This window comes from Luteimonas yanweni, assembly GCF_039548475.1.
Taxonomy (GTDB): Bacteria; Pseudomonadota; Gammaproteobacteria; order Xanthomonadales; family Xanthomonadaceae; genus Luteimonas.
In genome coordinates, this window is sequence record NZ_JBCLVC010000013.1 from 331,611 (window position 1) to 356,910 (window position 25,300).

Here is a 25,300-nt window from a genome sequence, read left to right on the forward strand (position 1 = left end):
GCCACCATTGTGCCCCGCCTGCCCGCGTTCGGGGCAGAATAGATGGCGACCGGCGCCACAAGGCCGCACTTCATCCGGGATCGTCATGGACCGCTACGAACGCATCCTCTCGCTGCACCGCATCCTCGGCAGCGCGCGCTACCCGGTGACGGTGGCCCGCCTGCAGGACGAACTGGGCTGCTCGCGCGCCACCGTCTACCGCGACGTGGCCTTCCTGCGCGACGCGCTGATGGCGCCGATCGTGGGCGACGACTCCGGCATCCGCTACGACCCCGAGCAGAGCGGCCGCTTCGAGCTGCCGGGCCTGTGGCTGAGCTCCGAAGAACTGCACGCGCTGCTGGCCGCCAAGCAGCTCCTGTCGCGCAGCGGCGGCGGGGTGTTGTCCTCGGCGCTGGCGCCACTGCAGTCGCGCATCGAGAAGCTGCTGAGCGAGCACGCCAGCGGCACGCAGTGGCCGATGGACCGCGTGCGCGTGATCCCTCACCGCACCCGGCGCCTGGATGAACAGGCCTTCCGCGCGGTGTGCTCGGCGGTGCTCGGGCGCAAGCGCCTGGCCTTCGAATACCGCGCGCGCTCGACCGACGAGAAGACCCGGCGCACCGTGTCGCCGCAGCGCATCACCCACTACCGCGACAACTGGTACCTCGATGCCTGGGACCACGAGCGCGACGGCCTGCGCAGCTTCTCGGTCGACCGCATCACCCACGCACGCGGACTGGAAGACGCCGCGATCGACGTCGACGAGGGCGAGCTCGACCGCCACCTCGGCGGCAGCTATGGCATTTTCTCGGGCGCGCCGAAGGGCGTGGCGACCATCGTCTTCAGCGCCAAGGCCGCGCGCTGGGTGGCCGACGAACACTGGCATTCGCAGCAGCAGGGCCGCCACCTGGCCGATGGCCGCTACGAGCTGAAGGTGCCCTACAGCGCCGCGCGCGAACTGCTGATGGACGTGCTGCATTACGGCAGCGACGCCGAGATCCTCGAGCCGCCGTCGCTGCGCGAGCAGGCGAAGTCGCTGCTGCAGCTGGCGCTGTCGAACTACGAGCGCTGAGGCGCGCCCGCGGCCTCAGCTGCCGGGCGTCGGGCTGGCGGCGGGCTCGAAGCCGAGCCGTCCTTCCTGTTCGGGAACCTGGGGTACGCGGCGCAGCCTGTCGGTGTTGACGCCGTGGCTGCGGATGCGGCGTTCGAGCTCCAGGTAGGCCTCGTCTTCCACCTGGCGCGCCCGGGTGAGGATCCAGGCATGCTCGCGCCCGGGGGAATCGATCAACAGCCAGCTGCCGTCGGTGGCCACCTCGAGCATGCGCAGGCGCGTGGGCACCACGCCGTAGATGCGCACCTTCCACAGGCGGTCGCCGTGGCCTTCGCGGCGGACGGTGGCGCTGTCGGATTCCAGCGGCTCGGCGAAGCCGTCGCGCCAGGTGCGGGTGAGTTCGATCCGGTTCTCGCCGGACAGCGCCAGGCGGGTCGTCGATGCGACTTCGCCGCGCTCGCCGAACCAGGGCACCCGCGCCGCGACGTACCAGTCGCCCATCAGCACCTCGATCGGCGGCATGCGCACGTCCACGGCGTCCTCATGCGCCGTCGCCCCGGGCCCGCCGGCGCAGGCGGCCACGAGCAGGCACAGCGCGGCCGCGCACAGCGTGCGGATGGAAAGCGGAAGCTGCTTGGTCACGCGTCGGGGATGCTGGGTCATCACGTAGTCCGTGGTGCCGCGGCAGGCTGCCAGCGGGCCGGCGAAGGTGGCGTCAATGCCAGGGTCGCAGTCCTTGAGATGGGGCGGTTGCAGGCTGGGCTCCACATTCTGGAGCGCCATCATGACAGCACGCCGCCGCCGCTTGTTCCATCCCGCCCATGCCCTCCATTCCGTCCATCCGGTCCAGCGTGGTCGTCACGTCGCCGCGGCGAAGGCCGCGCCCGACTGGACGGCACGCGTACTGCTTGCGTTGATGTTCCTCGCCGCGGTGGCGATGCTGTCGCTGCCGCCGGCGCGCGGCGCCAGCGACAGCTTCGGCTGGCTGCCGCTGTGGCTGGCCGGCCTGCCGGGAACCGCATGGCTGGCGCTGGCCATGGCCCGCCGCACCCGCGGCTGAGCACGACCTTAGGCCCGGGGCCGCGCCGCGCGGCCTGTGCTAGCGTTGCCGGCCCACCCGCCGGAGCCTGTCGCATGTCCAAGCTGCCCCACGCCTGCCTGTTCGCCGCGCTTGCCGTCGCTTCCTTCGGCGCGACCGCACAGGAGGGCGCCGAAGTGACCGATCCGTACCAGTGGCTCGAGGATGTCGAGGGCGAGAAGCAGCTCGCCTGGGTCCGCGGGCAGAACGCGAAGGCCGAGGCCGAACTGGCCGATACCCCCGGTTTCAAGGCGCTGGAAGCCGACCTGCTGGCCATCTACGACTCCGACGACAAGATCCCGGGCGTCTACAAGCAGGGCGACTGGTATTACAACTTCTGGAAGGACAGCAAGCACGAGCGCGGCCTCTGGCGCCGCACCACGCTCGAGGAATACCGCAAGCCGCAGCCGAAGTGGGAGACCGTGCTCGACCTCGACGCGCTCAACAGGGCCGAGGGCGAGAACTGGGTCTGGCATGGCGCCGACTGCCTGCGTCCGGAATACGAACGCTGCCTGGTCGCGCTGTCGCGCGGCGGTGCCGATGCCGACGTCACCCGCGAGTTCGACCTGTCCACCCGGACCTGGGTCGAGGACGGCTTCTTCCGTGACGAAGCCAAGGGCGCGCTGGCGTGGATCGACCGCGACACCGTCTATGCCTACACCGATTTCGGCGATGGCAGCCTGACCAGCTCGGGCTACCCGCGCATCGTCAAGCAGTGGACCCGCGGCACGCCGATCGGATCGGCCACCGTGGTCTACGAGGGCAAGCCCGATGACATGTACATCGCCGCCGGTCGCGACCACACGCCGGGCTTCGAGCGCGACTTCGTCAGCCGCACCCTGGCCTTCTACAACGACGAGCTCTACCTGCGCGGCGCCGACGGCACCTTGACCAAAGTCGACGCGCCGAACTCGGCGCAGAAGTCCGTGCAGCGCGAATGGCTCGGCCTCGAGCTGCGCGAGCCCTGGGAGGTCGGCGGCAAGACCTACAAGGCCGGCTCGATGCTGGTCGCGAAGTTCGACGACTTCATGGCCGGCAAGCGCGAGTTCGAGGTGCTGTTCGAACCCACCGACACCACCTCGCTGGCCGGTTCGTCGTTCACCAAGAACCACCTGGTGCTGAACGTGCTGGAGGACGTCAAGAACCGGCTCGTGGTGCTCACGCCGGGCGCCGACGGCTGGTCGCGCAGCGAGCTGGCCGGCGTGCCCGAGTTCGGCACCGTCAGCGCCCAGGCGGTGGACAGCGACGAATCCGACGCGCTGTGGATGACGGTCACCGACTACCTGACCCCGACCACGCTGATGCTGGCCGGCGCCGCGCCCGGCGCGGCGGCGCCGGAGGTGCTGAAGACCCAGCCCGCGTTCTTCGATGCCTCCAGGCACGTGGTCGAGCAGCACTTCGCCACTTCGAAGGACGGCACGCGCGTGCCCTACTTCCTGGTGCGCCCGAAGGACGAGAAGGCCGACGGCAGCAATCCGACGCTGCTGTATGGCTACGGCGGCTTCGAGATCTCGCTGACCCCCGGCTATTCCGGCGGCGTCGGCAAGGGCTGGCTGGAGAAGGGCGGCACCTATGCCGTGGCCAACATCCGCGGCGGCGGCGAGTACGGTCCGCGCTGGCACCAGGCCGCGCTGAAGGCCAAGCGCCACAAGGCCTACGAGGACTTCGCCGCGGTCGCGAAGGACATGATCGAGCGCAAGATCACCTCGCCCGCACACCTCGGCATCCGCGGCGGCAGCAACGGCGGGCTGCTCACCGGCAACATGCTGACGCAGTACCCGGAGCTGTTCGGCGCGGTGGTGATCCAGGTGCCGCTGCTGGACATGCAGCGCTACCACAAGCTGCTGGCCGGCGCGTCGTGGATGGCCGAGTACGGCAACCCGGACAAGCCGGAGGAGTGGGACTTCATCAAGACCTTCTCGCCCTACCACCTGTTCGATGAGGCAAAGGACTATCCGCCGACCCTGATCCTGACCTCGACCCGCGACGACCGCGTCCACCCCGGCCACGCGCGCAAGATGCACGCGCTGATGTCGGAAGCGGGCAAGGACGTGCGCTACTACGAGAACATCGAAGGTGGCCACGGCGGCGCGGCCAACAACCGGCAGGCGGCGCACATGGACGCGCTGTACCTGACCTTCCTCTGGCAGCAGATCGGCCGCGACGCCGACTGATCCCGCCAGCAACAACCCCGGGGGCGCCGCAAGGCGCCCCTGTTGCATCCGCCCTCCGTGGACCCCATCCAATGAAGCCCATCGCACTTGCCGGCCTCCTGCTCATGACCCTCACCAGCCATGCCGCCACGCCCACACCCGCGCCGCCCGACGTCGAGAAGCGCGCCCACGAGGTCCGCGCCCCGCACGGCGCCGTGCGCCAGGACGAGTACTACTGGCTGCGTGACGACGCCCGCGAGGACAAGGCCGTGCTGGCCTACCTCGAGGCCGAGAATGCCTACGTGGACGCGGTGGTGGCGCCGCTGCAGCCGGTCGAGGACGCGCTGTACGACGAGTTCGTCGCCCGCATCAAGCAGGACGACGCCAGCGTGCCGTTCCGCGAGCGCGGCTGGTGGTACTACTCGCGCTACGAGACCGGAAAGGACTATCCGGTGCACGCGCGCCGCAGGGACGCCGAAGGCCTGGGCGCGGCGGAGATCATGCGCCTGAACGAGGCCGGCGACTTCGCCGCCGAACAGGTGCTGCTCGACGTCAACACCATGGCCGAGGGCAAGGACTACTTCTCGGTCGGCGTGTACGAGGTCAGCCCCGACAACCGCATCCTGGCCTGGGCGGACGACAGCGTCGGCCGCCGCCAGTACACGATCCGCTTCCGCGACCTCGAGACCGGCAAGGACTTCCCCGAATCCATTCCCGGACTGTCCGCGGACATGGTCTGGGCCGACGACAACCGAACGCTGTTCTACGTCGAGAACGACCCGGACACCCTGCTGACAGTGCGCGTGAAGAAGCACGTGCTCGGCACGCCCGTCGCCGACGACGTGCTGGTGTACGAAGAGAAGGACGACAGCTTCTACATGGGCCTGGACCGCACCCGCGACGACCGCTTCATCTGCATCGGCGTCGAGAGCACCGTGTCCAGCGAGCTGCGCTGCACGCCGGCCGCCGATCCGGGCGAGTTCACGGTGCTGGCGCCGCGCGAGCGCGATGTCGAGTACGACGCCGACCACTACGACGGCCGCTGGGTCATCCTCACCAACGCCCCCGACGCCGACGGCAGCAAGGCGCCGAACTACCGCATCGCCACCGCGCCCACAGGCGCCACGTCGCGCGCGGAGTGGAAAGAGTGGATCGCGCACCGCGACGACGTGCTGCTGGAAGGCTACGAGTTGTTCGACGGCTTCACCGCGATCGCCGAGCGCTCCAATGCCCTGGAGCGGGTGCGCGTGCTGAAGGCCGGTGGCGGCGACGAGTACGTGGCCGCCGACGAGCCGGCGTATTCGATGGGGCTTTCCGTCAACGCCGAGCCGGATACGCAGTGGCTGCGCTACGGCTACACCTCGATGACCACGCCGGGCACCACCTACGAGCTCAACGTGCAGACCGGGGAGCGCCGCCTGCTCAAGCAGCAGCCCGTGATCGGCTACGACCCGTCGAAGTACGTGACCGAGCGCAGCTGGGCCACCGCCCGCGACGGCACCCGCATCCCGGTGTCGCTGGTCTACCGCAAGGGCTTCGAAAAGGACGGCACCGCAGCGCTCCTGCAGTACGCCTACGGCAGCTACGGCATGTCGATGGACCCGGGCTACAGCCTGACCACCAACAGCCTGCTGGACCGCGGCATGGTCTACGCCATCGCCCACATCCGCGGCGGCCAGGAGATGGGCCGCAAGTGGTACGACGACGGCAAGCTGAAGAACAAGATCAACACCTTCACCGACTTCATCGACGTCACCGACCACCTGGTGGCCGAGGGCTGGGCGTCGAAGGACCGCGTGGCGGCCTACGGCGGCAGCGCCGGCGGCCTGCTGATGGGTGCGATCGCGAACATGGCGCCGGAGAAGTACCGGTTGATCCTGTCGCAGGTGCCCTTCGTGGACGTGGTCACCACCATGCTCGACCGCAGCATCCCGCTGACCACCAACGAGTACGACGAGTGGGGCAACCCGGAACGCAAGGCCGACTACGACTACATGGTCACCTATTCGCCCTACGACAGGCTGGAAGCCAAGGCTTATCCGGCGATGTTCATCGGCACCGGGCTGTGGGATTCGCAGGTGCAGTACTGGGAGCCGGCGAAGTACGTGGCGCGCCTGCGCGACCTGAACACCTCGGATGCGCCGGTGCTGTTCCGCACCAACATGGACGCCGGGCATGGCGGCAAGTCCGGCCGCTTCCGCCGCTACCGCGAACTGGCCGAGATGTACGCCTTCATGCTCGACCAGCTGGGCGTCGCCGCCGATGCGCAGGTCGATTGACGCGCGGGTCGACTGGGCCCCTCCGCCTCGGCTGTAGGAGCAGCCCCTGTAGGAGCCGCTCCCACAACAGGGCTCGCTCCCACAGGGTTGTGCTCCCATGGAGCCGCTTCCCGCGGCGCGCAGCAGGCATCATGTCGGGATGGAAGAAGAGTCCCGCACATCGGAGGCGCGCCGGGCGCCAGCAGGGCCGGCGCAGCCACCCGGAAGGCCCCGTGGCCGCTTCCGCTGGGCCTGGTGGCTGCTTGCCTACGTCGCGTTGGGCCTCGGCCTGCTTGGCGTGGTGCTGCCGGGCCTGCCGACGGTGCCCTTCATCCTGTTGTCGGCCTGGGCGGCGGCGCAGGGTTCCGAACGCCTGCATGCCTGGCTGCTCGGGCACCGCGACTTCGGGCCGATGATCCGGGACTGGCACCAGCATGGCGCGGTGACCCGGCGCTCGAAGTGGATGGCCAGTGGGGCGATGCTGGCCTCCAGCGCGATCCTGCTGCTGTTCGCGTGGTTGACCGGCTACGAGCGCTGGTGGGCGGTGGCGCTGCCGATCGCCTGCATGGCCGTGGTCGGTGCCTGGCTGTGGATGCGGCCGGAGCCGCCGCCGCGCTAGACTGCGGCCATGAACCTCCGCGCCCTCCTGCCGCTCGCCCTGCTGTCGTCCGTGCTCATGCTCTCCGCCTGCGGCAACAAGGGCTCCCTGCTGCCGCCGCCGGCGCCGGAAGACGAGGACTGGCCGGCTGGACCCGCCACCGGAGCCGACGATGACGCAGATGCGGGCATCGACGACGTGCCGGTGGACGCCGATGCCGACGCCGATGCCGACGCCGATGCCGATACCGGTATCGACACCGATACAGACGTCGATACTGACGTCGATCCGGATGCCGAGGCCGGCGTTGATGGCGATGGCGACGACCCCGCCGCGGATGCTTCCGGCGACGAGGATGATGGCGTCGCCTGATCCCGCGATGGCCGCGGCCGCTCCGGCCGCACTGCGATTCAGCAAGATGCACGGGGCCGGCAACGACTTCGTGGTCCTGGACCTGCGCGATGGCCGGCCGACGCCGGATGCCGCGCTGTGCCGGCTGCTCGCCGACAGGCACCGCGGCGCCGGCTGCGACCAGATCCTGACCATCGCCGCGCCGCGCAGCACGGACGCGCTGGCGTCCTACGCCATCTGGAACGCCGACGGCTCGCCTTCGCAGCAGTGCGGCAACGGCGCGCGCTGCGTGGCCGCCTGGCTGGTGCGCGACGGCGCTGCGGCGGCGGACTTCATCCTCGACAGCCCGGTGGCCAGCCATCGCGTGCGCGCGCTGGGCGACGGCAGGTTCGACATCGCGATGGGCGCGCCGGCGTTCGCGCCCGCGGCGATCCCGCTGGCCGGCTTCGCCGCCGCGGCCGATGCCTACGCGATCGACGTCGATGGCCTCGCGCTGCGCGTCGGCGCGGTCTCGATGGGCAACCCGCACGCGGTGCTCGAGGTCGCCGACGTCGACGCCGCCCCGGTGGCGGCGCTGGGCCGCGCGCTGCAGCGGCACGCGGCGTTCCCCGAATCCTGCAACGTCGGCTTCGCCCAGGTCATCGGCCGCGACCGCATCCGCCTGCGCGTGTTCGAGCGCGGCGTCGGCGAGACGCTCGCCTGCGGCAGCGGCGCCTGTGCCGCGGTGGCGGTGCTGGCGCGCCGCGGCCGCGTGGACGCGGCGGCCGGCGTGGATGTCGCGCTGCCCGGCGGCACGCTTCGCATTTACCATGGTGTCGACGGCGGCCTGCGCATGGCCGGACCGGCGGCATTTGTCTACGAAGGGGTATTCAACGCATGAACGACACTGTCGAGAAGCTCGGCGCCCATGAAGTCGCGGCCTGGCTACGCCGGCATCCGAAGTTCCTGCAGCAGTTCCCGGACCTGGCGATCAGCATGGTGGTCCCGCGCGAGGACGGGCCCGCGGCGTCGCTGGCCAGCTACCAGCTGGAAGTGCTGCGCGACAAGAACCGCGAGCTCTCGCGCCGCCTGCAGGACCTGTATGCGGTGTCGCAGGAGAACGAGCGGTTGGCGGTGCGCACGCACCAGCTGACCCTGGCGCTGATGCGCCCCGGCAGCGCCGCCGGCGTGGTCCGGGCCATGGTCGCGACGCTGGCCGAGGACTTCAACGGCGACATGGTGCGCGTGGTGCTGTTCGAGCCGCTGCCCGGCCTGCAGGACGAGGAATGGCTGCAGGTCATCGCCCGCGACGACCGCAGCCTGCAGCCCTTCGCCGACTGCATCCGCGATGGCGAGCCGCTCTGCGGCCGGCTGCACCCGGACAAGCAGGCCGTGCTGTACGCCGCGCGCGTCGACGAGGTCGCATCCACGGCGCTGCTGCCGATCGACGGCGTGGGCATGGTCGCGGTCGGCAGCCGCGACCCGAACCGCTTCTATCCGGGCATGGGCACCCTGTTCCTGCGGATGATGGGCGAGGCGTTCGCGGTGGCGTTGTTGCGCCATCGGGATTGAGCCCCGCGGACGCGCGAAGGCGCGAAGGAGGGTCGCTGGTCGTGGCGAAGCGCGCGGAAGGCACGGCGGTCGCCGGCACCCATCCGGCGGTCGGCGACTATCTGGGCCACCTTGAGGTGGAGAGGCGGATGTCGGCGCATACGCTCGATGCCTACCGTCGCGACCTCCATGCGCTGGTGGCCTGGGCCACGGAGCAGGGCCACGATGATCCACTGGCACTGGACAGTGCCGCGATGCGTGCCTTCGTTGCCGCTGAACACCGCCGCGGACTCGCGCCCAAGAGCCTGCAGCGGCGGCTGTCCGGCTGTCGCAGCTTCTACCAGTGGCTCTTGAAGCACGGCCGCATCGCCGCCAATCCGGCCACCGGCGTGCGCGCGCCGCGCGCGCCGCGCAAGCTGCCGCAGGTGCTGGATGTCGACGAGGCCATGGCCCTGGTGGAGGTGCCCACCGACGCGCCGCTGGGCCTGCGCGACCGTGCTTTGCTTGAGCTGTTCTACTCCTCGGGCCTGCGCCTGTCCGAGCTGCGCCTGCTGCGCTGGCGCGACCTGGACCTCGACCAGGGCCTGGTGACGGTACTCGGCAAGGGCAGCCGCCAGCGCACCGTGCCGGTGGGCTCCCATGCCTGCAAGGCGCTGGCCGAGTGGCGCGACGAACGCAGCGCGGGCCCACGCCCGGCGGCCGATGCGCCGGTCTTCCCCGGCCGCGGCGGTGCGCCCATCAGCGCACGCGCTGTGCAGCTCCGGCTGCGTGAACTGGCACGGCGCCAGGGCCTGTTCAAGCGCGTCCATCCGCATCTGTTGCGACACTCGTTCGCCAGCCACGTGCTGGAGTCCTCCGGCGACCTGCGCGGCGTGCAGGAACTGCTGGGGCATGCCGACATCGCGACCACGCAGATCTACACCCACCTGGACTTCCAGCACCTGGCGAAGGTGTACGACGACGCGCATCCGCGCGCGAAGCGCCGCAAGGACTGAAGCCTGGCGCTGGGGCCGCGTGCGTCTTGAAGCCGCGGAGGCCTGTCCCCACGTCTGGGGTTCAGTACCGGAGGCCACATGGACCCCAGCCAGAACCCCCACGTATTCCACGCCACCACCATCGTCTCGGTGCGCCGCGAGGGCCGCGTCGCCATTGCCGGTGACGGCCAGGTCACCCTTGGCAACACGGTGATGAAGTCGAACGCGCGCAAGGTGCGCCGCCTCGGCAAGGACGGCCAGATCCTCGCCGGTTTCGCCGGCGCGGCCGCCGATGCCTTCACGCTGTTCGAACTGTTCGAATCCAAGCTCGAGAAGCACGGCCAGCTGACCCGCGCCGCCGTCGAGCTTGCCAAGGACTGGCGCACCGAACGCCGCTTCGGGAAGCTCGAGGCGCTGCTCGCGGTGGCCGACAGGGACACCTCGCTGATCATCAGCGGCACCGGCGACGTGATCGAGCCCGAGGACGGGCTGATCGCGATCGGCTCCGGCGGCCCCTTCGCCCTGTCCGCGGCGCGCGCGCTGCTCGCGCATACGCAGATGGACGCGAGTGCGGTCGCCACCGAGGCGCTCAACATCGCCGGCGACATCTGCATCTACACCAACCGCAACGTGGTCGTCGAAGAACTCTGACGGCCACGTGGGAGCGGCCAAGGCCGCGATTCCCGCCAGTCGCGGCCTGGACCGCGATTCCCGCCGATCGCGGCTGCAGCCGCTCCCACAAGACAGAAGAAAACCACGCCCATGAACAACAAGCCCGACACCTCCCACGCCAGCATGACCCCGCGCGAGATCGTGCAGGAGCTCGACCGCCACATCGTCGGCCAGCAGGACGCCAAGCGCGCCGTCGCCATCGCGCTGCGCAACCGCTGGCGCCGCGCACAGCTTGGCGACGAGCTGCGCAACGAAGTGATACCCAAGAACATCCTGATGATCGGACCGACCGGCGTCGGCAAGACCGAGATCGCGCGCCGCCTGGCGACGCTGGCCAACGCGCCGTTCGTGAAGGTGGAAGCCACGCGCTTCACCGAGGTCGGCTACGTCGGCAAGGACGTCGAGCAGATCATCCGCGACCTGGCCGACACCGCGGTCAAGCTCTACCGCGAGCAGGCCAAGCAGAAGATGCGCACCCAGGCCGAAGAGCGTGCCGAGGACCGGATCCTCGACGCGCTGCTGCCCAGGCGTGAACAGTCCCAGTCGCCGGGCTTCGGCTTCGGCGCCGCGGCGCAGGGCAGCACCACCGTCGACATCGGCGCCGAGCCCTCGTCGCATGAGTCCGAGACCCGGCAGAAGCTGCGTCGCCAGCTGCGTGCAGGCGACCTCGACAAGCGCGAGATCGAACTCGACCTCGCCGCCGGCGGCGGCGTCGACATCATGACCCCGCCGGGCATGGAAGAGATGGGCCAGCAGCTGCGGCAGATGTTCGCCAACCTCGGCAGTGGCAAGACCAACAGGCGCAGCATGCCGATCCACGCCGCGCGTCCGCTGCTGATCGAGGAAGAGGCGGGCAAGCTGGTCAACGAAGATGAAGTCCGCGCGGCCGCGATCGAGGCCTGCGAACAGCACGGCATCGTCTTCATCGACGAGATCGACAAGGTTGCCAAGCGCAGCGAGGGCATGGGTGCCGACGTCAGCCGCGAAGGCGTGCAGCGCGACCTGTTGCCGCTGGTAGAGGGCAGCACCGTCAGTACCAAGTACGGCCCGGTGAAGACCGACCACATCCTGTTCATCGCCTCGGGTGCGTTCCACCTTGCCAAGCCCAGCGACCTCATTCCAGAGATGCAGGGCCGCTTCCCGATCCGCGTCGAACTCTCGGCGCTGCTGAAGGATGATTTCGTGCGCATCCTGACCGAGCCGAAGGCCGCGCTGACAAAGCAGTACGTCGAGCTGATGAAGACCGAAGGCCTGGAGCTCGCGTTCACCGACGACGCCATCGACCGCCTGGCCGAGATCGCCGCCGACGTGAACGAGCGCCAGGAGAACATCGGTGCCCGCCGCCTGCACACCGTGCTCGAGCGGCTGCTGGACAGCCTGAGCTTCGAGGCGCCCGACCGCGGCGGCGTCGTCAGTATCGACCGCGCCTATGTCGATGCGCAGCTGGGCGAGCTGGTGCAGGACCAGGACCTGAGCCGGTACATCCTGTAGGTCTGGTGCCGCCCGCATCTCTGAGCCAGGTGCGCTTCGCCCGCCTGCGAGGGGGTTCCTGCGCAGCCGGGGCGAAGCGGCGACAACGCACTCTCGCCGCTTCCGGGCGTTCAGCAGGCGGTTCAGGTGCGGCGCGAGCAGCTGGCAGACTGGTCCTCCCACACCGCTCCCCGAGGCCCCTATGCATCGCTCTCTCCTGATCGCCGGCGCCGCGCTGTCGCTGCTGCTGGCCGCGGCCCCCGCGGCAGCCCGTGACGTGTCCTGCCGCCTCGACTTCGACATGGCCGGCTGGTCCGCTTTCTACAAGACCGCCTCCGGCACCGGTCGCGTGAGTTGCGACAACGGCCAGTCGATGAACGTGAAGGTCGACGCCAAGGGCGGCGGCCTGACCGTGGGCAAGTCCGAGATCCGCGGCGGTCGCGGCGAGTTCTCCGCGGTCGATGGCATCCGCGACGTGCTTGGCACCTACGTTGCCGCCGAAGCCCACGCCGGCGTGGTCAAGTCGAGCAAGGCGCAGGCGATGACCAAGGGCGAAGTGTCGCTGGCGCTTGCCGGAACGGGCGAGGGCTTTGACCTGGGCGTGGCGTTCGGGGCGTTCACCATCGAGGCGCGCTGAGAAAGCCGCAGCGCGGCCTCATTCCTCGCCGATATCCTCGTTCCACAACCCCGGATTCGCCTCGATCCATTCCCCCATCATCGTGACGCAGCGCGCGTCATCCAGCACCACCACCTCGGTGCCGCTCGCCCGCAGCCAGTCCACGCCGCCGGCAAAGTTCACCGCCTCGCCCACCACCACGGTGCCGATGTTGAACTGCCGCACCAGGCCGCTGCAGTACCAGCACGGCGCCAGCGTGGTGACCATGATCGTGTCGCGGTAGGAGCGCTGGCGGCCGGCCTTGCGGAAGGCGTCGGTCTCGCCGTGGATGGACGGATCGTTTTCCTGCACGCGGCGGTTGTGGCCGCAGCCGAGCAGGCGGCCGTCGGCGTGGTACAGGGCGGCGCCGATCGGGATGCCGCCCTCGGCCAGGCCCTGGCGGGCTTCGTCGATGGCGATGTCGAGCAGGGCGCGGTAGTCCGGGGTGGCGATCATGGCGGCGGCTCCAGGCGGGTGCGGGGCCCGGCATCGTGCCATGCCGCGGAGCGTGCAGCGCACGGCGCCGCCACGGTGCGATAATCGGCGCCATGACCGAACGCGACCCCCGCCCCGACACCACCCACTTCGGCTTCCGCGACGTGCCGGTGGCCGAGAAGCAGAAGCTCGTCGGCGAGGTGTTCTCCTCGGTCGCCGGCAGCTACGACCTGATGAACGACCTGATGTCGTTCGGCATCCACCGGCTGTGGAAGCGCTATTTCACCGCCACCGCGCAGGTCAGCCGCGGCGACCGCGTGCTCGACCTCGCCGGCGGCACCGGTGACGTCGCCGCGCTGCTGCGACCGCGCGTGGGCGAGACCGGTGAGCTTGTGCTCGGTGACATCAACGGCAACATGCTGCGCGTGGGCCGCGACCGCATGGTCGACCGCGGCCACGTGCGCGGCTTCAGCTACGTGCAGTGCAACGCGCAGTCGCTGCCGTTCCCGGATGCGAGCTTCGACCTGGTCACGATCGCCTTCGGGCTGCGCAACGTGACCGACAAGGACGCCGGCCTGCGCGAGATGCTGCGCGTGCTGAAGGTCGGCGGGCAGGCACGCGTGCTCGAGTTCTCCGAGGTGCCGGACTGGTTCAAGCCCGCGTACGACTTCCACTCCTTCAAGGTGCTGCCGCGCCTGGGCCGGCTGTTCGCCAGCGACGCCGACAGCTACCAGTACCTGGCCGAGTCGATCCGCAAGCATCCGCCGCAGGACGAGCTCAAGTCGATGATGGAGGCCGCAGGCTTCGCGCGCTGCCGCTACCGCAACCTGTCGGGCGGGATCGTCGCCATCCACGACGGCTACAAGGCCTGAGTACGGCGCGGATCGCCGCGCAATTCGCGCTACGGGCGCACCCGGCGGCGACCACCGGCTAGAATCGGGGGCTGTTCCAACCACCGGACCCCCGTCCATGACCCTGAGCCGCACCCTCCGCCTGGCCGCCATCGCGGCGCTGGTCCTGTTCGCCGTTGTCGCATGCAAGCGCGAACCGACCCCCAACGATGCGCCGCCGGCGCCCAAGCCGCAGGCCGCCGCCAGCGGCGACGACTACGACGAGCACTCCTACGCCGAGCCGGACAGGGTCGCGATCGACGACCTGGCGCTCGACCTGGCGCTTGATTTCGACGCCCGCACCATCAGCGGCACGGCGACGTACACGCTTGACTGGCGCGACGAGGCGGCCACCGAGCTCGTGCTCGACACCCGCGACCTCACCATCGAACGCGTGGAAGGCGAGGGCGAAGGCGGCACCTGGCAGCCGCTCGAATACGCGCTGGCCGGTCGTGACGACCTGCTCGGCAGCAAGCTCACCATCCAGGCGCCCGGGCGCAACGCGCACATCCGCGTGGCCTACCGCACCGTGCCCGAGGCCTCGGGCCTGCAGTGGCTCGACGACGCGATGACCCAGGGCAAGGCCACGCCCTTCATGTTCAGCCAGTCGCAGGCGATCCACGCGCGTTCGTGGGTGCCGCTGCAGGACACGCCGCGCGTGCGCTACACCTACAGCGCGCACGTGACCGCGCCCGCCGACGTGATGGTGCTGATGAGCGCCGACAACGACCCGGCCGCGGCGCGCGACGGCGACTACAGCTTCAGCATGCCGCAGCGCATTCCCTCGTACCTGATGGCGATCGCCGCCGGTGACCTGGTGTTCAAGCCGATCTCGGCGCGCTCCGGCGTCTGGGCCGAACCGTCCGCGGTCGACCGCGCGGTGGCCGAGTTCGAAGACACCGAGAAGATGATCGCCACCGCCGAGTCGCTCTACGGCCCCTACCGCTGGGAGCGCTACGACATCCTGGTGCTGCCGCCGTCGTTCCCCTACGGCGGCATGGAGAACCCGCGCCTGACCTTCGCCACGCCCACCGTCATCGTCGGCGACAAGTCGCTGGTGTCGCTGATCGCGCACGAGCTGGCGCACAGCTGGTCGGGCAACCTGGTGACCAATTCCAGCGCGAAGGACGGCTGGCTCAACGAAGGTTTCACCAGCTACGTCGAGAACCGCATCATCGAGGCGCTGTTCGGCAAGGAGCGCGCCGACATGGAGTACGTGATCTCGCGCAACGGGCTGAAGGCCGAGATCGCGGACATGAGCCCCGAGGAGCAGGCGCTGGCAGTGCGCCCGGGCGTGGTCAAGGATCCGGACGACTCGCTCAGCGCGGTGTCCTACGACAAGGGCGCGTGGTTCCTGCAGTTCCTCGAGGAGCGCTTCGGCCGTGCCGAATTCGACGCGTTCCTGCGCGGCTATTTCGACCACTTCGCGTTCCAGTCCATCCCCACCTCGCGCTTCGTCGAGTACGCCGACGAGCACCTGCTCGGCAAGTATCCCGGCAAGGTGACCCGCGAGGAATTCGACGCCTGGCTGTACGAGCCCGGGATCCCGGCCATCGCGCCGCAGGTGCTGTCGCGCAACTTCGGCGTGGTCGACAGCGCGCGCCTGGGCTGGCTGGGCAGCGGCACGGTGCCGCCGGCGGTGATCACCGACGCGTGGAGCACGCAGGAGTGGGTGCATTTCCTCGAAGGCATGCCGGAAACGCTCTCGGTCGAGCAGCTGTCGCAGCTCGATACCGCCTACGCCTTCACCGGCACGCCCAACGGCGAGCTCGCGCAGCGCTGGTACCCGCTGGCGGTGCGCAGTGGCTATGTGCAGGCCTATCCGGCGATGGCCGACTTCCTGCGCACCATCGGCCGCCGCAAGCTGATCATGCCGACCTACCAGGCGCTGGTTGCCACCGAGGCCGGCCTGGCGTTCGCGAAGGAGCAGCTGGCCGCCGCGCGACCGGGCTACCACCCGATCACCACCGGTTCGGTGGAGAAGGTCATCGCCGAAGCGAAGCCGGCACCGGGCACCGGCACGCCGGTGGCGCCGGCGGCGGTCGAGCCCGCCGCGCCGGTGCCGCAGCCGCCGGTCGCGACGGAACCGGCGATGCCGGCCGCGGACGGCGACCCCACGCGCCCGGCGCCCACCGGCCGCTGAGCGGAGGGCCGGAGGCGCGGGCCACCTCCTGCCCACGCCCGTGCCCGGCGCCGCCGTTCCACGTCCAACCGCAAGACGAGGGTCCCACATGAGCACGCTCCGCCCAGCAAGTGCACGCCGCCCCGCCATGGTCGCGGTCGCCTTTTCCGCCGCACTGCTGGCGCTGGCCGCCTGCCAGGACCCGGCTGTGCAGGCCGAAGCCCGGGCCGCCTCGCAGGCGCAGGCCAACGAGGCCGCGGCCGAGCAGGCCGCCGCGGACTTCGACACCGCCTACGCCGCGGAGAACTGGGTGCTGGCCGGCGCCCAGGGCGACGTGCTGCTGGCGCGTTACCCGGACACGGCCGCGGCCGAACGCATCCGCCCGCTGCACGAAGAGGCGCGGGCCAAGGGCAACCAGGTGCGCGAGGATGCCCGCCTGGACGCACTCTGGGCCTACAACACCGAGCCGGTGAAGGGCGGCAACCAGCTCTCCGCCGCGATCTTCTCGCGTGAAGGCGTTGACAGCGACGGCAGCGGCGAGAAGCCCGTGCGCCTGATCTTCCGCGACCACCCGGACTGGGGCCGCAGCAGCTACCTGGTGATGCAGGCCGGCGATTTCGACTGCTATGGCGCCTGCCGGGTCGCGGTCACCGTGGACGATGCGGCGCCGAAGAGGATGGCCGCCAACCGCCCGGATACCGACGAAGCCATCGCCATGTTCATCGACGACGAGAAGGCGCTGTGGGCGATGATCGACGGCGCGAAGCGCCTGCTGGTGGAGTATCCGGTCAAGGCCGGCGGCACGCGCACGGTGGAGTTCGAGGTCGGTGGGCTGGATCGCGGCCGGCTCCCGGCCTGGAACTGAGGCCGGGGACCGCGACCGCGGCTCAGTCGAACCAGAGCAGCGGCAGGTCGACGTTGTACGAAATGTTGCGGAAGTCGCCCGTCGCATGGCCGACGGCTTCGACGTCATGGCAGCCTTCGGGCAGCGCGCGCTTGCCGGTCGCCAGGTAGCTTGCGCCGATGGTCCGCGTGCTGACCGAGTGCGGCAGCGGCCCCAGCGTCTGCCGGCTGGTCGCGCCGACGTCCCTGCCGTTGATGCGCAGGCGCAGCGACACGGTGCCGCCGGGGTCGGCCTCATCGCCCTGGATGCGGGTCTTGGCGGAAAACATCACCACGCCGTTGTGTCCCGGAGGAATGCAGGCGCGCCCCTTGCCGATGACCACGTCCCCGCCCAGCGGCGGGCACTTTTCCGGCCGGTAGCCATTGGTGCCGATGCAGGTATAGGCGTAGCGACGATGCCGGCCGTTGGCCGCGTAGTCGTGCTTCGGTGCCAGGCCGCGGCCGAACACCCGCATGCCACCGGCCAGGGTCACCAGGCGTGCGCCACGGCCCACGCGGTAGCGGGCGGCGTTGGTACTGGCCATCCGGGGCTTGTAGTAGGGCGATTCGCTGGCGACCAGCTGCACCTCGCTGTTGGCCGGCGGATCCGGATACAGCGCCTGTACGAACATGGGCGCCTGCACTTCGGCGCCGGGCGCGAACAGGTCGTTGATGGACCAGGTGGCCGAATCCAGCGGTGATTCGCGGCCGTTGAGGAACAGCCCCCACATCGCATCGCCCGGCGACTGCGAGACATAGCTGCGGCCGGACGCCATCGCCACCACCGGCCCGGCCGCGTTGCCCGCGGCCGCGGCGAGCAGGGCGCGGCGGCCGCGTTCCGGGATCGGCGTGCCCTCGGGCGTATCACGCGTGTCGAAATCCAGCCACGGCGACGCCTCGTCCATCCGCATCTCGACCACGCGGGCCGCCGGCTCGGCGAGGATCGACAGGTTGGCCCCGGCCTTCACCAGCGCCTTGCCGCCTGCGGTGCGGGCGCGCAGCGCGATGTGCACCCGGCCGGGGCCGGCGCGCACCGCGCCGATCGCGTTGAAGGCGTGCTGGTTGGGCGCGCGCGAGCCACGCCAGTCGATGATGCTGTCGTTGGAAGCCAGCCTGCCGTCGACCGTGATGTAGGCGTTGGCCTGGGTCGCATCCACCGGCGCATGGACGCCGTCGGACTGCAGGTAGATCCACGCCGCGCGGGGCATGTCGAGCGTGGTTTCGAGCAGCAGCGCGGGGGCGGCCTCCACGACGCGGTCGGCCGCGAGCTCCAGGTAGCGCGATCCAGCGGCCGCGGCCTGCGCCGGTTGCCATGCAGCCGCCAGCACCGCGGCGGCCCCGGCCAGCCGCGCCGCTGCCAGCCGCGTACTCAAAGCGCGTAGCCGAACTGCTGCCGGAACTGGGCCGCGAACTCGTCGTAGTCGAAGCGCTGGTTCTGCGTGCCCGGATGCTCGACCTTCAGCGCTCCCATCAGGTTGCCGATGCGGCCGATGGTCTCCCAGTCACAGCCCTTCTCGATGCCGAAGATCAGCCCGGCGCGGAAGGCGTCGCCGCAGCCGGTGGGATCGGTGATGCGGCGTTCGTGCGCCGGACCTATGTTGTAGGTCGTGCCGTCGGCATGGATGCACGCGCCCTTGGGGCCGCGGGTGGCGATGTAGGCCTTGACCTTGCCGGCGATGGTCTTCTCGTCCCAGCCGGTGCGCTCCTGCAGCAGGTTGGACTCGTAGTCGTTCACCGTGACGTAGTCGGCCTGCTCGATGAAGGCGCGCAGCTCCTCGCCGTTGAACAGCGGCATGGCCTGGCCCGGGTCGAAGATGAAAGGGATGCCGGCCTCGGCGAATTCCTTCGCGTTCTGGATCATGCCCTCGTAGCCGTCGGGGCTGACGATGCCGATGGTCACGCCCGGCACGTCCTTCACGTGGTTCTCGTAGCTGCGCATCATCGCCCCCGGATGGAAGGCGGTGATCTGGTTGTTGTCGTGGTCGGTGGTGATGAACGCCTGCGGCGTGAACAGTTCGTCGATCACCTTGACCCGCTCGAGCGTGATCCCGTTCTCCTCGAACCACTCGCGGTAGGGACCGAAGTCCTGGCCGACGGTCGCCATCGGGATCGGATCGCCGCCGAGCAGCTTGAGGTTGTAGGCGATGTTGCCGGCGCAGCCGCCGAACTCGCGGCGCATCCGCGGCACCAGGAACGAGACGTTCAGGATGTGCACCTTGTCCGGCAGGATGTGGTTCTTGAACTGGTCGGGGAACACCATGATGGTGTCGTAGGCCAGGGAACCGCAGATCAGGGCAGGCATCGGGAAAGTGCTCCGGGGGGCTGGTGCCGACCCGCTGGGACGGCGTTTTTCGGGGATATCGGGCAGTGCCGCAGGCCGGCGGCGACGGTGGCCGGACCCCTCCGGGGCCAGACCGCCGCACAGGTTAGCCCCGCAGTCCCGCCGGGCCAAGCCGCAGGGCGCGCGCCGGGGCGGTTTTCCTTGCCGGGGCAGGGGGGGGTTGCTACGCTTGACGATCCGGTTTTCTCCGGGAATTCCCCCGTTCCCGCCCCCTCCTGACGGACACGCGCCCCCGATGTTCAAGAAGTTCCGCGGCATGTTCTCCAATGACCTGTCCATCGACCTGGGCACGGCCAACACCCTTATTTTCGTCCGCGGCCAGGGGATCGTGCTCAACGAGCCGTCGGTGGTCGCGATCCGCCAGGACCGCAACGGCGGCCCGCGCGCGGTCGCCGCGGTGGGCAGCGAGGCCAAGCAGATGCTGGGCCGCACGCCCGGCCACCTCACCACCCACCGGCCGATGAAGGACGGCGTGATCGCCGACTTCACCTATACCGAGGAAATGCTCAAGTACTTCATCCGCAAGGTGCACAAGGGCCGCTTCCTGCAGCCCAGCCCGCGGGTGCTGATCTGCGTGCCGGCCGGCTCCACCCAGGTCGAGAAGCGCGCCATCAAGGACTCGGCGATGGAGGCCGGTGCGCGCGACGTCTCGCTGATCGAGGAACCCATGGCCGCCGCGATCGGGGCCGGGATGCCGGTCACCGAGGCGCGCGGCTCGATGGTGGTCGACATCGGCGGCGGCACCACCGAGGTCGCGGTGATCGCGCTCAACGGCATCGTCTATTCGCAGTCGGCGCGCATCGGCGGCGACCGCTTCGACGAGTCGATCATCAACTACGTGCGCCGCAACCACGGCATGCTGATCGGCGAGGCCACGGCCGAGCGGGTCAAGATCGAGCTCGGCTGCGCCTACCCGCAGGAAAAGGTCCTGGAGACCGAGATCTCCGGCCGTCACCTGGCCGAGGGCGTGCCGAAGATGGTCAAGATCAACTCGAACGAGGTGCTCGACGCGCTGCGCGAGCCGCTGATGGGCATCGTGGCCGCGGTGCGCCAGGCGCTGGAACAGACCCCGCCGGAACTCAGTGCCGACGTCGCCGAGCGCGGCATCGTGCTCACCGGCGGCGGCGCCCTCTTGCGTGACATCGACCGCCTGCTGAGCGAGGAGACCGGCCTGCACGTACAGGTGGCCGAGGATCCGCTGACCTGCGTTGCCCGCGGCGGTGGCCGTGCCCTGGAGCTCCTGGACATGCACGGCAACGAGTTTTTCGCCTCGGAGTGACCTGACCCGCCTCCGCCAACACAGTGTCCAACTACGCCGGTTCCGCCGCCCCCCGATCCAGTGACGTTGCCGGCACGCTGAAGCTGCTGGCCTACCTCGCGTTGTCGGTGACGCTGCTCGTGCTCGACCACCGCGGCGACTGGCTGGCCCAGGCGCGCGGCCATGCCAGCGTGGCCATGCAACCGGTGTGGTGGCTGGCCGGGCTGCCCGCGCGGCTGGGCGAGAGCGTTCGCGACGATGCCGCCAGCCGTGCGCGCCTGTCCGAAGAGAACCGCCACCTGCGCAATGAACTCCTGCTCGGTGCCGCCCGGCAGGCGCGGCTGCAGGTCGAAGCCGAGGAGAACGCGCGCCTGCGCGGCCTGCTTGGCGCCGCCGAGCGCGGCAGCCAGGACGTGCAGCTGGCGCCGATCCTCGACGTCGACCTCGATCCCACCCGCCAGCGGCTGATGCTCAACGCCGGCGCCCGCGCGGGCGTGCGCCGCGGCCAGGCGGTGATCGACGCCGGTGGCCTGGTCGGGCAGGTGATCGAGGCCACGCCGACCACGGCCGTGGTCCTGTTGCTGACCGATCCCGACCACGCCGTGCCGGTGGCGGTGGCGCGCACCGGCGTGCGCCTGATCGTGTACGGCACCGGCCGCAGCGACGTGCTGGAGCTGCGCAACGTGCCGCTGTCGAGCGACGTGCGCGCCGGCGACGTGGTGATCACGTCGGGGCTTGGCGGCCGCTTCCCGCCGGGCTTCCCGGTGGGCACGATCGCGGCCCTGCGCCCCGACGACAGCCGCGCGTTCCTGGTCGGCGACGTCGATGCCGCGGCGCAGCTCGACCGCGGGCGCGACGTGCTGCTGCTGCGCGACCAGCCCGCGCTGCCCGGCGACGCGCCGCCTGTCGACTCGCCGCCTGTCGACGCGCCGCCCGTCGATTCGCCGCCTGTCGACGCGCCGCCGACCGCTGACGCCCCGGCCGGCGCGCCCCCCGCTCCCGGAGCCGCGCGATGAGCGGCCGCGGGCGCGGCTGGCTGCTGCCGGTAAGCGTGCTGCTTGCCCTGCTGCTCGGCCTGCTGCCGATGCCGGCCCTGCTGCAGCCGCTGCGCCCGTACTGGCTGGCGCTGGTGCTGGCCTACTGGGTGATCGAGGACAGCGAGCGCGTGGGCCTTGGCTTCGCCTTCGCCATCGGACTGGTGGCCGACCTCGCCTTCGGCGGCCTGCTCGGCGAGCAGGCGCTGCGGCTGGTGGTGATGACCTTCATCCTGCAGCGTTTCCGCACCCAGCTGCGCTTCTTCCCGATGCCGCAGCAGGCGCTCGCGATCGGCGGCCTGCTGCTCAACGACCGCGTGATCAGCACCGCCATCCACCTCGGCCTGGGCGAACCGGTGCTGCCCTTGGCGTACTGGTGGGCGCCGCTGCCGGGCATGCTGCTGTGGGCGCCGCTGTTCGTGCTGCTTGACGCGCTGCGGATCGGCCGCGGCGCGCGCCGGTGATGTCGGGCCAGCGCGGCCGCCGGCTGCGCAGCGCCGAGGCCGAGGCGCGGCTGTTCCGTGGCCGCGCGCTGCTTGGCTTCGCCGTGGTGCTGCTTTCGCTGGGCGGCCTGGCGGGCTGGTACTTCAAGCTGCAGGTGCTGGACCACGACGACTACGCCAAGCGCTCGCACGCCAACCGCATCAAGCCGCGGCCGGTGGTGCCGGGGCGCGGCCTGATCCTGGACCGCGAAGGCCGGATCCTGGCCGACAACGTGCCCGCCTACCGCCTGGACGTGACGCCCGAGGAGGCCGGTGACATCCCCGCCCTGGTGGACGCGCTGTCGAAGGTGGTCGAGCTCGCGCCGGAGGACATCGAGCGCTTCGAAGCCGCGCGCAAGGCCACGCGCTCCTTCCGCGCGATCCCGCTGAAGCTGCGCATCAGCGACGAGGAGGCCGCGCGCTTCGCGGTCGAGCGCTGGCGCTTCCCCGGCGTGGAGCTGGTGCCCTACCTCAATCGCCGCTACCCCTATGGCGACCTGCTGGCGCACGTGGTCGGTTACGTCGGGCGCACCGACGAGGGCGATATCGAGCGCTACGGCGAAGCCCATGCTGTGTTCACCCATACCGGGCGCACCGGCCTGGAGCGCTACTACGACGAAGCGCTGCGCGGCGTGGTCGGCTACGAACAGGTCGAGACGAACGTGGAGGGCCGGGCCCTGCGCAGGGTCGGCCTGGTGCCCGCGACCGCGGGCGCCGACCTGAAGCTGTCGCTGGACGTCGAGCTGCAGCGCGCGATGGTGCTGGCCTTCGGCGAGATGCAGGGGTCGGCCGTGGCGGTGGATCCGGCCACCGGCCAGGTGCTGGCGATGGTCAGCCTGCCCAGCTACGACCCCAACCTGTTCGTCAACGGCATTTCCACCACCGACTACCGCCGGCTGATGGACGACCCGGCACGGCCGCTGTTCAACCGCAACGTGCTGGGCGGCGGACCGCTGGGCTCGATCGTGAAGCCCTTCATGGCCCTGGCCGGCCTCGACAGCGGCCTGCGCACGCCGGAAAGCCGGGTGTTCTCCACCGGCGAGTTCTTCATCCCCGGGCAGAGCCGCGGCTACCGCGACGCCGGGCGCGGCGCCGGCTGGGTCGACCTGCGCGACTCGATCTCGCGCTCGATCAATTACTACTACTACAAGCTCGCCTACGACATGGGCATCGACCGCCTGGCGGAGTACATGCACCGCTATGGTTTCGGCGAGCCCACCGGCATCGACCTGACCGGTGAGACCTCGGGGATCGTGCCTTCGCGCGAATGGAAGCTGGGCAACAGCCGCGAGCCCTGGTACCCGGGCGAGACCGTGATCGCCGGCATCGGCCAGGGCTACTGGGTGGCCACGGCGCTGCAGATGGCGCGCGGCACCGCGGCCATCGCAAATGGGGGCGTGCTGCACCCGCTTCGGCTGGCGGCGGAACGTCGCAGCGGCTACGACCTGCCCTGGGCGCCGCTGGCGGTCGCTCCGGCCGCGCGCATCAGCGACAGCCCGGCGCACGTGCGCGCGGTGCAGGAGGGCATGGAGGCGACCATCCACGGCCGCGGCACGGCGACGGCCATGGCCCGCGGCGCGCCGTACCGGATGGCCGGCAAGACCGGCACCGCGCAGCGGGTCAGCCGTCGCGGCAGCGTCAGCCTGGATCCCCGCAGCCTGCCCTACCACCTCCGCCACCAGGCGCTGTTCGCGGGCTATGCACCGGCGGAGCACCCGACCATCGCGCTGGTGGTGGTGGTCGAGCACGGCGGCTACGGCGGTGCCACCGCGGCGCCGATTGCGCGCAAGATCTTCGACGCCTGGCTGCTGGGCGACGTGCCGGAGCCCGCCGCCCCGGCCGATGGCGTGGTCGTGCCGCCGGTCGAGCTGTTCGAGGGCGTGGTGGGCGGCGCCTTGCCGGGTCCGGGAGCGGCGCTGCTTGCCCCGCAGGCCGGCGCCGAGGCGCTGCCGGAGCCGCGGCCATGAACGTGATCCTCCGCTTCCTGCTGGACCTGGTGCAGCGCTTCGTGCGCACCCTGGACTGGATCCTGCTGGGCGCGCTGCTCGCGCTGATGGGCATCGGCCTGGCGGTGCTGCACAGCGCGGGCGGCCAGGATTCCACCCTGATGGTGTCGCAGGGCGCGCGCTACGGGGTGGGGCTGGGCGTGCTGTGGCTGTTGTCGCGGGTGCCGCCGCTGCGCCTGCGCGACGCAGCGCCGGCCGCGTACCTGCTGTCGCTGCTGCCGCTGGTGGCGGTGCTGTTCCTGGGCACCGGGCGCAGCGGCGCGCACTGGCTCGACCTCGGCGTGTTCTATTTCCAGCCGGCGGAGCTGCTCAAGCTCAGCCTGCCGATGATGGTGGCCTGGTATCTCAACGCGCGCCCGCAGCCGGCCGGCTTCGTGGTCACCGTGGTGGCGATGCTGCTGGTGGCGCTGCCGACCGGCCTGATCCTGCTGCAGCCCGATTTCGGCACCGCGATGCTGGTCGCCACCAGCGGCGTGTTCGCGCTGTATCTGGCGGGCATGTCGTGGTGGTGGTTCGTCGTCGCAGGGGCGGCGGCGGCGGCGGCGGCGCCGGCGGCCTGGTACTGGATGCTGCGGCCCTACCAGAAGGACCGCATCCTCACCTTCCTCGACCCCGAGTCCGACCCGCTGGGGGCGGGCTGGAACATCATCCAGTCGAAGATCGCCATCGGCTCCGGTGGCCTGCGTGGGCAGGGCTGGGGCGAAGGCTCGCAGTCGCACCTCAACTACGTGCCCGAGCACACCACCGACTTCATCTTCGCGGTGCTGTCGGAGGAGTTCGGCTGGGCCGGCGTGGTCACGGTGCTGGCGCTGTACCTGGTGGTGGTGGGCCGCTGCCTGTGGATCGCGGCGGAATCGCGCGACGGCTTCGGGCGCCTGCTGGCCGGCGCGCTGGGGCTGGCGCTGTTCGTGTACGTACTGGTCAACGGCGGCATGATCTCCGGGCTGCTGCCGGTGGTGGGCGTGCCGATGCCGCTGCTTAGCTTCGGCGGCACCGCCGCCGTGTCGCTGCTCGCGGGCATGGGCGTGGTGATGGCCGTGGGCGCGCATCGCCCGGTGCGCAAGCGTTGACCGGAGCGCCG

The 25,300-nt window shown here is 70.5% G+C and carries 24 protein-coding genes; 20 read left to right on the forward strand and 4 right to left on the reverse strand.

Annotated features, from left to right (window positions below; genetic code table 11):
* Window positions 1-85: 85 nt before the first annotated feature.
* Window positions 86-1,051, forward strand: coding sequence for a helix-turn-helix transcriptional regulator (locus tag WCE39_RS09900; protein ID WP_343276516.1), 966 nt, complete (start codon window positions 86-88; stop codon window positions 1,049-1,051).
* 15 nt (window positions 1,052-1,066) lie between these two features.
* Here the strand turns inward: WCE39_RS09900 and WCE39_RS09905 are convergent, their stop codons facing one another.
* Entirely contained in the window at window positions 1,067-1,813 is a 747-nt protein-coding gene (locus tag WCE39_RS09905) for a lipocalin family protein (RefSeq protein WP_343276517.1), read from the reverse strand.
* Window position 1,814: 1 nt separating this feature from the next.
* Between WCE39_RS09905 and WCE39_RS09910 the strand changes: the two genes are divergently transcribed.
* The 11 genes from WCE39_RS09910 to WCE39_RS09960 all read left to right on the forward strand — a co-directional run bounded on the left by WCE39_RS09910 (window position 1,815) and on the right by WCE39_RS09960 (window position 12,751).
* Window positions 1,815-2,090: a hypothetical protein gene (locus WCE39_RS09910; RefSeq protein WP_343276518.1), complete on the forward strand. Its 276-nt coding sequence runs from the start codon at window positions 1,815-1,817 to the stop codon at window positions 2,088-2,090.
* 74 nt (window positions 2,091-2,164) lie between these two features.
* Window positions 2,165-4,282 carry a prolyl oligopeptidase family serine peptidase gene (locus tag WCE39_RS09915; protein WP_343276519.1) on the forward strand — a complete coding sequence of 706 codons (2,118 nt, stop codon included), beginning with the start codon at window positions 2,165-2,167 and terminating at the stop codon, window positions 4,280-4,282.
* Between the two features lie 104 nt (window positions 4,283-4,386).
* Complete coding sequence (locus WCE39_RS09920) at window positions 4,387-6,540, forward strand: S9 family peptidase (protein ID WP_343276557.1); 2,154 nt, start codon at window positions 4,387-4,389, stop codon at window positions 6,538-6,540.
* A 139-nt stretch (window positions 6,541-6,679) separates the two neighbouring features.
* Window positions 6,680-7,138: a YbaN family protein gene (locus WCE39_RS09925; RefSeq protein ID WP_343276520.1), complete on the forward strand. Its 459-nt coding sequence runs from the start codon at window positions 6,680-6,682 to the stop codon at window positions 7,136-7,138.
* 9 nt (window positions 7,139-7,147) lie between these two features.
* A complete protein-coding gene (lptM, locus tag WCE39_RS09930; protein ID WP_343276521.1) occupies window positions 7,148-7,489 on the forward strand; it encodes an LPS translocon maturation chaperone LptM in 342 nt (113 codons plus the stop codon).
* On the forward strand, window positions 7,473-8,348 hold the full coding sequence (gene dapF / locus WCE39_RS09935; RefSeq protein ID WP_452299576.1) for a diaminopimelate epimerase: 876 nt from the start codon (window positions 7,473-7,475) through the stop codon (window positions 8,346-8,348). The genes lptM and dapF overlap by 17 nt, the downstream gene beginning before the upstream one ends.
* Complete coding sequence (locus WCE39_RS09940) at window positions 8,345-9,019, forward strand: DUF484 family protein (RefSeq protein ID WP_343276522.1); 675 nt, start codon at window positions 8,345-8,347, stop codon at window positions 9,017-9,019. The genes dapF and WCE39_RS09940 overlap by 4 nt, the downstream gene beginning before the upstream one ends.
* Window positions 9,020-9,060: 41 nt before the next feature.
* Window positions 9,061-9,993, forward strand: a complete 933-nt coding sequence (xerC, locus tag WCE39_RS09945; RefSeq protein ID WP_343276523.1) for a tyrosine recombinase XerC — start codon at window positions 9,061-9,063, stop codon at window positions 9,991-9,993.
* A 78-nt stretch (window positions 9,994-10,071) separates the two neighbouring features.
* A complete protein-coding gene (gene hslV, locus WCE39_RS09950; protein WP_343276524.1) occupies window positions 10,072-10,623 on the forward strand; it encodes an ATP-dependent protease subunit HslV in 552 nt (183 codons plus the stop codon).
* Window positions 10,624-10,767: 144 nt separating this feature from the next.
* Complete coding sequence (gene hslU, locus WCE39_RS09955; protein ID WP_343276559.1) at window positions 10,768-12,135, forward strand: ATP-dependent protease ATPase subunit HslU; 1,368 nt, start codon at window positions 10,768-10,770, stop codon at window positions 12,133-12,135.
* A gap of 181 nt (window positions 12,136-12,316) precedes the next feature.
* Window positions 12,317-12,751 carry a hypothetical protein gene (locus tag WCE39_RS09960; protein WP_343276525.1) on the forward strand — a complete coding sequence of 145 codons (435 nt, stop codon included), beginning with the start codon at window positions 12,317-12,319 and terminating at the stop codon, window positions 12,749-12,751.
* An 18-nt stretch (window positions 12,752-12,769) separates the two neighbouring features.
* Here WCE39_RS09960 and WCE39_RS09965 read toward each other — a convergent pair whose 3' ends face one another.
* A complete protein-coding gene (locus WCE39_RS09965; protein WP_343276526.1) occupies window positions 12,770-13,225 on the reverse strand; it encodes a nucleoside deaminase in 456 nt (151 codons plus the stop codon).
* A gap of 92 nt (window positions 13,226-13,317) precedes the next feature.
* On the opposite strand from WCE39_RS09965, the gene ubiE reads away from it, so the two are divergent.
* From ubiE to WCE39_RS09980, 3 genes are all read left to right on the forward strand, one after another.
* The gene (gene ubiE, locus WCE39_RS09970; RefSeq protein ID WP_343276527.1) at window positions 13,318-14,076 is read left to right on the forward strand and encodes a bifunctional demethylmenaquinone methyltransferase/2-methoxy-6-polyprenyl-1,4-benzoquinol methylase UbiE; all 759 of its coding nucleotides are present in this window, start codon (window positions 13,318-13,320) and stop codon (window positions 14,074-14,076) included.
* Window positions 14,077-14,173: 97 nt separating this feature from the next.
* Window positions 14,174-16,237, forward strand: a complete 2,064-nt coding sequence (locus WCE39_RS09975) for a M1 family metallopeptidase (RefSeq protein ID WP_343276528.1) — start codon at window positions 14,174-14,176, stop codon at window positions 16,235-16,237.
* 127 nt (window positions 16,238-16,364) lie between these two features.
* Window positions 16,365-17,081, forward strand: coding sequence for a hypothetical protein (locus tag WCE39_RS09980; RefSeq protein WP_343276560.1), 717 nt, complete (start codon window positions 16,365-16,367; stop codon window positions 17,079-17,081).
* A gap of 22 nt (window positions 17,082-17,103) precedes the next feature.
* Here WCE39_RS09980 and WCE39_RS09985 read toward each other — a convergent pair whose 3' ends face one another.
* Complete coding sequence (locus tag WCE39_RS09985) at window positions 17,104-18,471, reverse strand: hypothetical protein (protein WP_343276529.1); 1,368 nt, start codon at window positions 18,469-18,471, stop codon at window positions 17,104-17,106.
* Window positions 18,468-19,400, reverse strand: coding sequence for a carbohydrate kinase family protein (locus WCE39_RS09990; RefSeq protein WP_343276530.1), 933 nt, complete (start codon window positions 19,398-19,400; stop codon window positions 18,468-18,470). Before WCE39_RS09990 ends, WCE39_RS09985 begins: the two co-directional genes overlap by 4 nt.
* Before the next feature lie 274 nt (window positions 19,401-19,674).
* Between WCE39_RS09990 and WCE39_RS09995 the strand changes: the two genes are divergently transcribed.
* From WCE39_RS09995 to rodA, 5 genes are read left to right on the forward strand one after another with little or no spacing between them, the layout of a single operon-like run.
* Window positions 19,675-20,718, forward strand: a complete 1,044-nt coding sequence (locus WCE39_RS09995; protein ID WP_343276531.1) for a rod shape-determining protein — start codon at window positions 19,675-19,677, stop codon at window positions 20,716-20,718.
* Window positions 20,719-20,741: 23 nt separating this feature from the next.
* Window positions 20,742-21,713: a rod shape-determining protein MreC gene (mreC, locus tag WCE39_RS10000; RefSeq protein WP_343276532.1), complete on the forward strand. Its 972-nt coding sequence runs from the start codon at window positions 20,742-20,744 to the stop codon at window positions 21,711-21,713.
* Window positions 21,710-22,195, forward strand: a complete 486-nt coding sequence (mreD, locus tag WCE39_RS10005) for a rod shape-determining protein MreD (protein WP_343276533.1) — start codon at window positions 21,710-21,712, stop codon at window positions 22,193-22,195. The genes mreC and mreD overlap by 4 nt, the downstream gene beginning before the upstream one ends.
* Window positions 22,195-24,180: a penicillin-binding protein 2 gene (gene mrdA, locus WCE39_RS10010; protein ID WP_449284013.1), complete on the forward strand. Its 1,986-nt coding sequence runs from the start codon at window positions 22,195-22,197 to the stop codon at window positions 24,178-24,180. The genes mreD and mrdA overlap by 1 nt, the downstream gene beginning before the upstream one ends.
* Entirely contained in the window at window positions 24,177-25,289 is a 1,113-nt protein-coding gene (gene rodA / locus WCE39_RS10015) for a rod shape-determining protein RodA (RefSeq protein WP_343276534.1), read from the forward strand. The genes mrdA and rodA overlap by 4 nt, the downstream gene beginning before the upstream one ends.
* Window positions 25,290-25,300 lie beyond the last annotated feature (11 nt).

Excerpts from the sequence above, each read along its gene's own strand:
- rodA (WP_343276534.1), top strand. The coding sequence starts at position 24,177 with ATGAACGTGATCCTCCGCTTCCTGCTGGACCTGGTGCAGCGCTTCGTG.
- WCE39_RS09940 (WP_343276522.1), top strand. The coding sequence starts at position 8,345 with ATGAACGACACTGTCGAGAAGCTCGGCGCCCATGAAGTCGCGGCCTGG.
- WCE39_RS09900 (WP_343276516.1), top strand. The coding sequence starts at position 86 with ATGGACCGCTACGAACGCATCCTCTCGCTGCACCGCATCCTCGGCAGC.
- WCE39_RS09990 (WP_343276530.1), bottom strand. The coding sequence starts at position 19,400 with ATGCCTGCCCTGATCTGCGGTTCCCTGGCCTACGACACCATCATGGTG.
- WCE39_RS09915 (WP_343276519.1), top strand. The coding sequence starts at position 2,165 with ATGTCCAAGCTGCCCCACGCCTGCCTGTTCGCCGCGCTTGCCGTCGCT.
- WCE39_RS09920 (WP_343276557.1), top strand. The coding sequence starts at position 4,387 with ATGACCCTCACCAGCCATGCCGCCACGCCCACACCCGCGCCGCCCGAC.
- ubiE (WP_343276527.1), top strand. The coding sequence starts at position 13,318 with ATGACCGAACGCGACCCCCGCCCCGACACCACCCACTTCGGCTTCCGC.
- WCE39_RS09975 (WP_343276528.1), top strand. The coding sequence starts at position 14,174 with ATGACCCTGAGCCGCACCCTCCGCCTGGCCGCCATCGCGGCGCTGGTC.
- WCE39_RS09965 (WP_343276526.1), bottom strand. The coding sequence starts at position 13,225 with ATGATCGCCACCCCGGACTACCGCGCCCTGCTCGACATCGCCATCGAC.
- dapF (WP_452299576.1), top strand. The coding sequence starts at position 7,473 with ATGATGGCGTCGCCTGATCCCGCGATGGCCGCGGCCGCTCCGGCCGCA.
- hslV (WP_343276524.1), top strand. The coding sequence starts at position 10,072 with ATGGACCCCAGCCAGAACCCCCACGTATTCCACGCCACCACCATCGTC.
- lptM (WP_343276521.1), top strand. The coding sequence starts at position 7,148 with ATGAACCTCCGCGCCCTCCTGCCGCTCGCCCTGCTGTCGTCCGTGCTC.
- WCE39_RS09925 (WP_343276520.1), top strand. The coding sequence starts at position 6,680 with ATGGAAGAAGAGTCCCGCACATCGGAGGCGCGCCGGGCGCCAGCAGGG.
- WCE39_RS09980 (WP_343276560.1), top strand. The coding sequence starts at position 16,365 with ATGGTCGCGGTCGCCTTTTCCGCCGCACTGCTGGCGCTGGCCGCCTGC.
- mreD (WP_343276533.1), top strand. The coding sequence starts at position 21,710 with ATGAGCGGCCGCGGGCGCGGCTGGCTGCTGCCGGTAAGCGTGCTGCTT.
- WCE39_RS09905 (WP_343276517.1), bottom strand. The coding sequence starts at position 1,813 with ATGGCGCTCCAGAATGTGGAGCCCAGCCTGCAACCGCCCCATCTCAAG.
- mrdA (WP_449284013.1), top strand. The coding sequence starts at position 22,195 with ATGTCGGGCCAGCGCGGCCGCCGGCTGCGCAGCGCCGAGGCCGAGGCG.
- WCE39_RS09995 (WP_343276531.1), top strand. The coding sequence starts at position 19,675 with ATGTTCAAGAAGTTCCGCGGCATGTTCTCCAATGACCTGTCCATCGAC.
- hslU (WP_343276559.1), top strand. The coding sequence starts at position 10,768 with ATGACCCCGCGCGAGATCGTGCAGGAGCTCGACCGCCACATCGTCGGC.
- WCE39_RS09910 (WP_343276518.1), top strand. The coding sequence starts at position 1,815 with ATGACAGCACGCCGCCGCCGCTTGTTCCATCCCGCCCATGCCCTCCAT.
- WCE39_RS09960 (WP_343276525.1), top strand. The coding sequence starts at position 12,317 with ATGCATCGCTCTCTCCTGATCGCCGGCGCCGCGCTGTCGCTGCTGCTG.